Genomic DNA, 6,595 nt, shown 5'->3' with positions numbered 1-6,595 from the left:
CCAATGTGGCGTTGGGTGCGTCCAACGCACCGAACGCCACATTGGGTGCGTCCAACGCACCGAACGCCACATTGGGGCGCTTCAGGACCCGGCGCCGCCCAGGCTTTCCAGGAGGGTCCGCAGCGTCGCGGCCAGCTCGTCACGCTCAGCCGCGTCCAACGCGGCCAGGATCCGGTGCTCGGTCTCGACGTGCTCGGGCAACGCCCGGTCGATCAGCTCCCCGCCGGCCTCGGTCAGCCGCACCCGGACCCCGCGGCCGTCCGCCTCGTCCGGCGTGCGCTCGACCAGCCCGCGCGCCTCCATCTTGTCCAGCCGCTGGGTGATCGCGCCCGACGTCACCATCGCCGAGCGCATCAGCTCCGTCGGGGTCAGCCGGTACGGCGGGCCGCTGCGGCGAAGGGTCGCGAGGACGTCGAACGTCGCGCGGTCCAGGCCGTGACGGGCGAACGTGCGGCGCAGCTCCGCGTCGACCAGCGCGCTCAGCCGGGACAGCCGGCCGATCACCCCCATCGGGGAAACGTCGAGGTCGGGGCGCTCGGCGTGCCACTGCGCGAGCACCCGGTCCACATGGTCCGCCATGAGCACAGCGTAACCGATGCCTTAGCGGTAAGCGAACAGGTAGTCAAGTACCTTAGCGCTGAGGTAATCTGTCTTAGTGCTAAACAAACAGCTCCTCCTCACCGCCCTCGCCCCGGCCATCTGGGGCACCACCTACCTCGTCACCACCGAGTTCCTGCCACCCGACCGCCCGCTGCTCGCCGCCGTCCTCCGGGCCCTGCCGGCCGGCCTGCTGCTGGTCGCGCTCACCCGCCGGCTGCCGAAGGGCGACTGGTGGTGGCGCTCGCTCGTGCTCGGCACGCTGAACATCGGCGCGTTCCTCGCCCTGCTGTTCGTCGCCGCCTACCGGCTGCCCGGCGGGGTCGCCGCCACCCTCGGCGCGCTGCAGCCGCTGCTGGTCGCGGGCCTGTCCACCGGCCTGCTCGGCGAACGCCTGACCCGGCGCACCGTGCTCGCCGGCGTGGCCGGGGTCGTCGGCGTCAGCCTGCTGGTGCTGCAGTCCTCCGCGCGCCTCGACGCGATCGGCGTCGCCGCGGCGGCCGGCGGCGCGGTCGTGATGGCCACCGGCGTCGTGCTCAGCAAGCGCTGGACGTCCCCCGCACCCCTGCTGGCGACCACCGGCTGGCAGCTCGTCGCGGGCGGGCTGGTGCTCGTGCCGGTCGCGCTGGCCGTCGAAGGCGCGCCGCCCGCATCGCTGTCCGCGGCGAACCTCGCGGGATACGCCTACCTTTCGCTGATCGGCGCCGCGTTCGCGTACGCCCTGTGGTTCCGCGGGATCCGCGCGCTGCCGGCCACGCACGTGACGTTCCTCGGGCTGCTGAGCCCGGTCGTCGCCACCCTGCTCGGCTGGCTCGTCCTGGGCCAGCGGCTGACGCCGTGGCAGCTGCTCGGCGCGGCGATCGTGCTGGCCGCCGTCGTCTCCGCGCAACGGCGGCCGTTGGTCCGGACGGGGGCTGATAATTATCAACCTTTGACAAGTCCTCGCCGGGCCACTGACGCTGAAATGGTCTGAACAACTTGCGATCACCGGCCTCGACGAGGAGGCGCCCGTGCGCACGAAAACGTCCGTCCGACAACGGCTTGCGGTGCTGGTGGCGGCATTCGCGACAGCCGTCGCGACCGCCCCCGCCGCCGAAGCGGTCCCGGCGACGATTCCCCTGAAGATCACCAACAACTCGGGTCGCAGCGATCCCGTGTACCTCTACGACCTCGGCACGAACCTGGCCACCGGGCAGCAGGGCTGGGCCGACGCGAACGGCACGTTCCACGTCTGGCCCGGCGGCGCGGTGCCGCCGATCCCGGCGCCCGACGCGTCGATCCCCGGCCCCGCGAACGGCCAGTCGATCACCATCCGGATCCCGAAGTTCTCCGGCCGGATCTACTTCTCCTACGGGCAGAAGCTCGTCTTCAAGCTCGCCACCGGCGGCCTGGTCCAGCCGGCGGTCCAGAACCCGTCCGACCCGAACGTCAACATCCTCTTCAACTGGTCGGAGTACACGCTCAACGACGGCGGCCTGTGGCTCAACAGCACCCAGGTGGACATGTTCTCGGCGCCGTACGCGGTCGGCGTGCAGCCCGTCGGCGGCACCACCAGGAGCACCGGACACCTGAAACCGGGCGGCTACAACGGTTTCTACACCGCGCTGCGCGGCCAGCCGGGTGGCTGGGCCAACCTGATCCGCACCCGCTCCGACGGCACGGTCCTGCGCGCACTGGCTCCCTCCCACGGCATCGAGGCCGGTGCGCTGCCCGCGAACGTGTTGCAGGACTACATCAACCGCGTCTGGACGAAGTACAGCTCGTCGACGCTGACCGTGACGCCGGTGGCCGACCAGCCGAACGTGAAGTACTACGGCCGGGTCTCCGGTAACACGATGAACTTCACGAACACCTCCGGCGGCTTCGTGACGGCGTTCCAGAAACCGGATTCCGACAGCGTCTTCGGCTGCTACAAGAACCTCGACGCGCCGAACGACGTCCGCGGCCAGATCTCGCGCACCCTCTGCGCGGGCTTCAACCGCTCGACGCTGCTGACCAACGCGAACCAGCCGGACACCAGTTCGGCCGGCTTCTACCAGGACGCCGTCACCAACCACTACGCGCGCAAGATCCACGCGCAGATGGCCGACGGCAAGGCGTACGCCTTCGCGTTCGACGACGTCGGCCACTACGAATCACTGGTCAACGACGGCAACCCGGCGACGGCCTACCTGACCCTGGATCCGTTCAACTAGAGCTTCACGACGACCGGCGCCACCGGCGTGTCCCCGAGCAGCTCGCCCGGGGGCGCGCCGGTGCGCACCGGCACCGGCAGCGCCCGCCCGTCCACCTCCACCACCGGCGGCCCGCAGGCGACCAGCTCCACGACCAGCGCAACCAGCACAAGACTCCGCACCATCTCCACCACTCCCACCGGGCACACGGCGGCCACGGCCGGGGTGGTTCAGGTATTTCCGGCGCTCTCACCGGATCGGCTGAGCGGGGGGAAGACGCGAAGGAGTCCCCCGATGGCGTACGGGTCCGAAGGGCTGCTGTTGGCTAGGCTGAGTGGGTCAAGCGGAGGTGAAGTGGACACCACGACCCTGCTCGAGGCGGCCGCGCGCGGCGACCAGGCGGCGTGGGACGCCCTGGTCGACCGGTACGCCAGCCTGCTCTGGTCGATCGCCCGCGCCCACCGGCTCCGGGACGCCGACGCGGCCGACGCCGTCCAGACGGTCTGGCTGAAGCTCGTCGAAAACCTCGGCCGGATCAAGGAACCGGAGCGGCTGCCCGGCTGGCTGGCCACCACCACCCGGCACGAGTGCCTGCGCCAGCTCCGCCGCACCGACCGCGAGCGCCCGACCGACGACCAGGTCTGGCAGAGCGAGCCGGCCCCCGGCCCGGCCGTCGACGCGGCCCTGCTGCTCGACGAACGCGACGCGGCGCTCTGGCGCGCGCTGGACAAGCTGTCGGACCAGTGCCGCCGGCTGCTGCGCGTGCTCATGGCCACGCCCCCGCCGTCGTACGCGGAGGTGGCGGACGCCCTCGACATCCCGGTCGGCAGCATCGGCCCGACCCGGCAACGCTGCCTCCGGCGGCTGCGTGAGCGGGCCGGCCAGGCCGGGCTCGGGACGGAGGACCGGACATGACCACCGACGACGACCTCATGGACGTCCTGCGCGCGGCCGCGGCCCAGGCGGACCCGGTGCCGGATTTCGTGCTGCACCAGGCCCGCGCGGCGCTGACCACCCGCGACCTCGACGCCGAGCTGGCGGACCTCGCGTTCGACTCGGACCTGGCGGAAGCGGGCGCGGTCCGCGCCGCGGGCGACGACGTCCGGCTGCTGTCGTTCTCGTCCCCGCGGGTGTCGGTGGAGCTGCAGGTGGAGTACACGGGCGGCCGCGTGGCGCTGCGCGGCCTGATCACGGGCGCGACGGGAGACGCGCTGATCGAGGTGGCGGGCGAGCGGCTCACGAGCCCGATCGGCGAAGAGGGCTGGTTCACGGCCGCGGGCCTGCCCCGCGGAGCGACCCGGGTGACGGTGACCGCCGCGGACGGCACGACGGTCACCACCGGCTGGGCCAGCCTCTAGGTCACTCGCCCGGTTCGGGCACGCCCCGCACGAAGGGCCGCTCGAGCTTGCCGTTGACGTCCCAGACGCAGATCTTCTCCGCGTCGTCCAGCAGGCGTTCGGCCGCGTCGCGCGCGTGAGCCCCCGTCACGTGCATCTTCGCCGCGATCTGCCCGGTCACGATGGCGGCCGAGAACGAAGTACCGCTCCACACCGAGTAGCCGTTGAAGTCCGGCTCCCCGTCCTGCCGCTGCGCCGGGCACCCCGGCCAGAAGTACGGCCCGGTCACGTCGACCCCGTTGGCGTAGGCGGAGATCCACGGCCCGAAGTTGCTGAAGTCCGCGACGGGCGGCTTGACCGGATCGTGCGAAGTGTCGACGGAGCCGACCGCGACCACCTTGACGTGGCTGTCGTCGGGCCGGCCGCCCACGGTGGCCGACAACCTGGTGCCCGCCGGGTAGACCCGCTGCCGGGTACCGCGGTTGCCGGCCGAAGCCACCACGACCGCGTGCTGCGGCAAGCGCCGCAAGGCGTCCTCGATCGCCTTCGGCGGCTTGTCCTCCCAGGTCGCGCCCGAGAACGACAGGTTGATCAGGGTGACGCCCTCGGCGTTCAGCGCGTCGATGGCGTTCGCGACCGCCAGGTCTTCGACGTCCCCGCTCTCCTCGTCGATCGCGCCCTTCATCCGGACGCCGACCTCCGGTGGCACCTGCTTCAGCAGCACCCCGGCGACGAACGAACCGTGCGCCGCCCCGCCGACCGGGTCGCCGTGCTCGTCGTACACCACGCGAGCCGTGTCCTCGGGATCGAAGCACACGCGCTTCCCGAGGAACTCGTGCGGAACCCCGTCGCGCAGCACGATGCCCGTGTCGATCACCCCCACCCGCAGCGAGATGTCGCCCGCCGGCTCGGGGTCCAGCGCGTGGAAGGTCGATTTCGGGCGGAGGTCGTTCCAGATGATGCGGTCGAGCCCGAACAGGTGGTTCGGGCTCGCGCCGCGGCGGCCGAGGGCGGCGAGCACCTCGGGCACCGGGCGGGTGCCGGTGAAGCGCCGCAGCGATCCGGCGGCCCCGGCCGGGTGGTAGCCGAACCCTGCCAGGGCGGGGCGGATCGCGGCACAATCGTCGGCATGGACCAGCAGCTCGCCGGCTCGATGGCGGTATCGGGTCATGTGTCCCCCTCCGGGACCGGTCATGGGTGAACGGGTCGGCAACCCGATCCACGAACCCTCCCATCAGATACACACCCGCCCGGACAGGCACAAGCGGTGACCGGAGCCCTCGCCAAGGCCGTCGCCGCGGCGGATCTGGCCTTCACCTCGCCCGCCAAGGCGCGGGCGCTGGCCGTGGCCGCGCTCGCGGAAGCCGGCGGTCACGTCGAGGCCGCCGCGGTCGCCGAGCACGCGCTCGGCCTCGCCGGGGTGGCCACCGGCCGGCTCACCGACGCCGAAACCCGGCTGCGCACCGCGGTCCGGCTGGCCGGCGGGGCCGGGCTGCGCGAGCGGGCCGCCCAGACCCGCGGGGTGCTCGGGTACGTGCTGACGCTCACCGGGCGCACCACCGAAGCCCTGCGCGAGCTGGACCGCGCGCTGCCGGAACTCACCGGGGCCGCGGCGGCGCGGCTGCGCATGCAGCGGGCCGTCGTGCTCACCGAAATCAGCCGGTTCGGTGACGCCGCCGCGGAGTTCGCGGCCGCCCTCGACACCTTGCGCGCGGCGGGCGGCGACGCCCTCATCGAAGCCACCATCCGCACCAACCGCAGCATCGTGCTGGCCCGGCTCGGCGACTGGCGGGGCGCCGAGGACGACCTCCGCCGCGCCGAAGGCGGGTTCGCCGCGACCGGCCACATCGGACGGACGGCGATGGTGTGGCAGAACCGCGGGCTCGCCGCCACCGTCCGCGGCGACGTCCCCGCCGCGCTCGCCGCCTACGACGAAGCCGCCGCACGCTACGAAGAAGCCGGCACCGACCAGGGCCTGCTGCCGATCGAACGCGCCGAGACGCTGCTTTCCGTCCGGCTGATCGCCGAAGCGCGCGAAGCCGCTACGGCCGCTGTCGCCGAGTACGAACGCCGGCGCAACGCCGTCGACCTCGTCCAGGCCCGCTTGCTGCTCGCGAAGGTCGCGCTGCTCGACGGCGACCCGGAAACGGCGTTGCGCGAAGCCTCCCTGGCGCGCCGGTCCGCGGCCCGGCAGCACCGGCCGGGCTGGGCCGCGCTCGGCGGGTACCTGGCGCTGCGGGCCCGGCGCGACAGCGGGGTCCGGACGGCGGCGATGCTCCGGTCCGGGCAGCGCACGGTGGCCGCGCTGACCGACGCCGGCTGGGTGGTCCCGGCCCTGGACGCGCGGCTGATCGTCGCGTCGCTGGCCCTCGAACTGGGCCGTCCGGCCGTCGCCGAGGCGGAACTGACGGTCGTCGGGCGGGCCGGGCGCGGCGGCCCGGCCGAGCTGCGGGCCCGCGCCTGGCACGCGACGGCGTTGCTGCGGCT

General features: G+C 72.9%; 7 protein-coding genes and 1 pseudogene. 5 read left to right on the top strand and 3 right to left on the bottom strand.

Features of this window, described 5'->3' with window-relative positions; translation table 11 throughout:
- Positions 1 to 81: 81 nt before the first annotated feature.
- On the bottom strand, positions 82 to 579 hold the full coding sequence (locus ACWEVN_RS45285) for a MarR family winged helix-turn-helix transcriptional regulator (RefSeq protein ID WP_449687240.1): 498 nt from the start codon (positions 577 to 579) through the stop codon (positions 82 to 84).
- 76 nt (positions 580 to 655) lie between these two features.
- On the opposite strand from ACWEVN_RS45285, the gene ACWEVN_RS45280 reads away from it, so the two are divergent.
- Positions 656 to 1,570, top strand: coding sequence for an EamA family transporter (locus tag ACWEVN_RS45280; RefSeq protein WP_452055388.1), 915 nt, complete (start codon positions 656 to 658; stop codon positions 1,568 to 1,570).
- 37 nt (positions 1,571 to 1,607) lie between these two features.
- The gene (locus ACWEVN_RS45275) at positions 1,608 to 2,792 is read left to right on the top strand and encodes a glycoside hydrolase family 64 protein (RefSeq protein ID WP_452055387.1); all 1,185 of its coding nucleotides are present in this window, start codon (positions 1,608 to 1,610) and stop codon (positions 2,790 to 2,792) included.
- On the opposite strand, the gene ACWEVN_RS45270 is transcribed toward ACWEVN_RS45275, so the two are convergent.
- Positions 2,789 to 2,956, bottom strand: coding sequence for a hypothetical protein (locus ACWEVN_RS45270; protein WP_310975892.1), 168 nt, complete (start codon positions 2,954 to 2,956; stop codon positions 2,789 to 2,791). The genes ACWEVN_RS45275 and ACWEVN_RS45270 overlap by 4 nt on opposite strands.
- A gap of 169 nt (positions 2,957 to 3,125) precedes the next feature.
- Here ACWEVN_RS45270 and ACWEVN_RS45265 point away from each other — a divergent pair, with 169 nt between their 5' ends.
- Positions 3,126 to 3,686 carry an RNA polymerase sigma factor gene (locus tag ACWEVN_RS45265; RefSeq protein WP_452055386.1) on the top strand — a complete coding sequence of 187 codons (561 nt, stop codon included), beginning with the start codon at positions 3,126 to 3,128 and terminating at the stop codon, positions 3,684 to 3,686.
- Positions 3,683 to 4,129 carry a hypothetical protein gene (locus ACWEVN_RS45260; protein WP_452055385.1) on the top strand — a complete coding sequence of 149 codons (447 nt, stop codon included), beginning with the start codon at positions 3,683 to 3,685 and terminating at the stop codon, positions 4,127 to 4,129. The genes ACWEVN_RS45265 and ACWEVN_RS45260 overlap by 4 nt, the downstream gene beginning before the upstream one ends.
- A 1-nt stretch (position 4,130) precedes the next feature.
- On the opposite strand, the gene ACWEVN_RS45255 is transcribed toward ACWEVN_RS45260, so the two are convergent.
- Complete coding sequence (locus tag ACWEVN_RS45255) at positions 4,131 to 5,279, bottom strand: S8 family peptidase (RefSeq protein ID WP_452055384.1); 1,149 nt, start codon at positions 5,277 to 5,279, stop codon at positions 4,131 to 4,133.
- 96 nt (positions 5,280 to 5,375) lie between these two features.
- Here ACWEVN_RS45255 and ACWEVN_RS45250 point away from each other — a divergent pair.
- Positions 5,376 to 6,595 (top strand): annotated as a pseudogene (locus ACWEVN_RS45250) (CHAT domain-containing protein); the annotation flags it as partial.

The organism is Amycolatopsis sp. NPDC003861 (genome assembly GCF_053605405.1).
This window is presented reverse-complemented; position numbering and strand designations above follow the sequence as displayed.

What these genes read in the sequence shown, in the direction of transcription:
- ACWEVN_RS45255 (WP_452055384.1), bottom strand. Translation starts at nt 5,279, where the DNA reads ATGACCCGATACCGCCATCGAGCCGGCGAGCTGCTGGTCCATGCCGAC.
- ACWEVN_RS45260 (WP_452055385.1), top strand. Translation starts at nt 3,683, where the DNA reads ATGACCACCGACGACGACCTCATGGACGTCCTGCGCGCGGCCGCGGCC.
- ACWEVN_RS45285 (WP_449687240.1), bottom strand. Translation starts at nt 579, where the DNA reads ATGGCGGACCATGTGGACCGGGTGCTCGCGCAGTGGCACGCCGAGCGC.
- ACWEVN_RS45270 (WP_310975892.1), bottom strand. Translation starts at nt 2,956, where the DNA reads ATGGTGCGGAGTCTTGTGCTGGTTGCGCTGGTCGTGGAGCTGGTCGCC.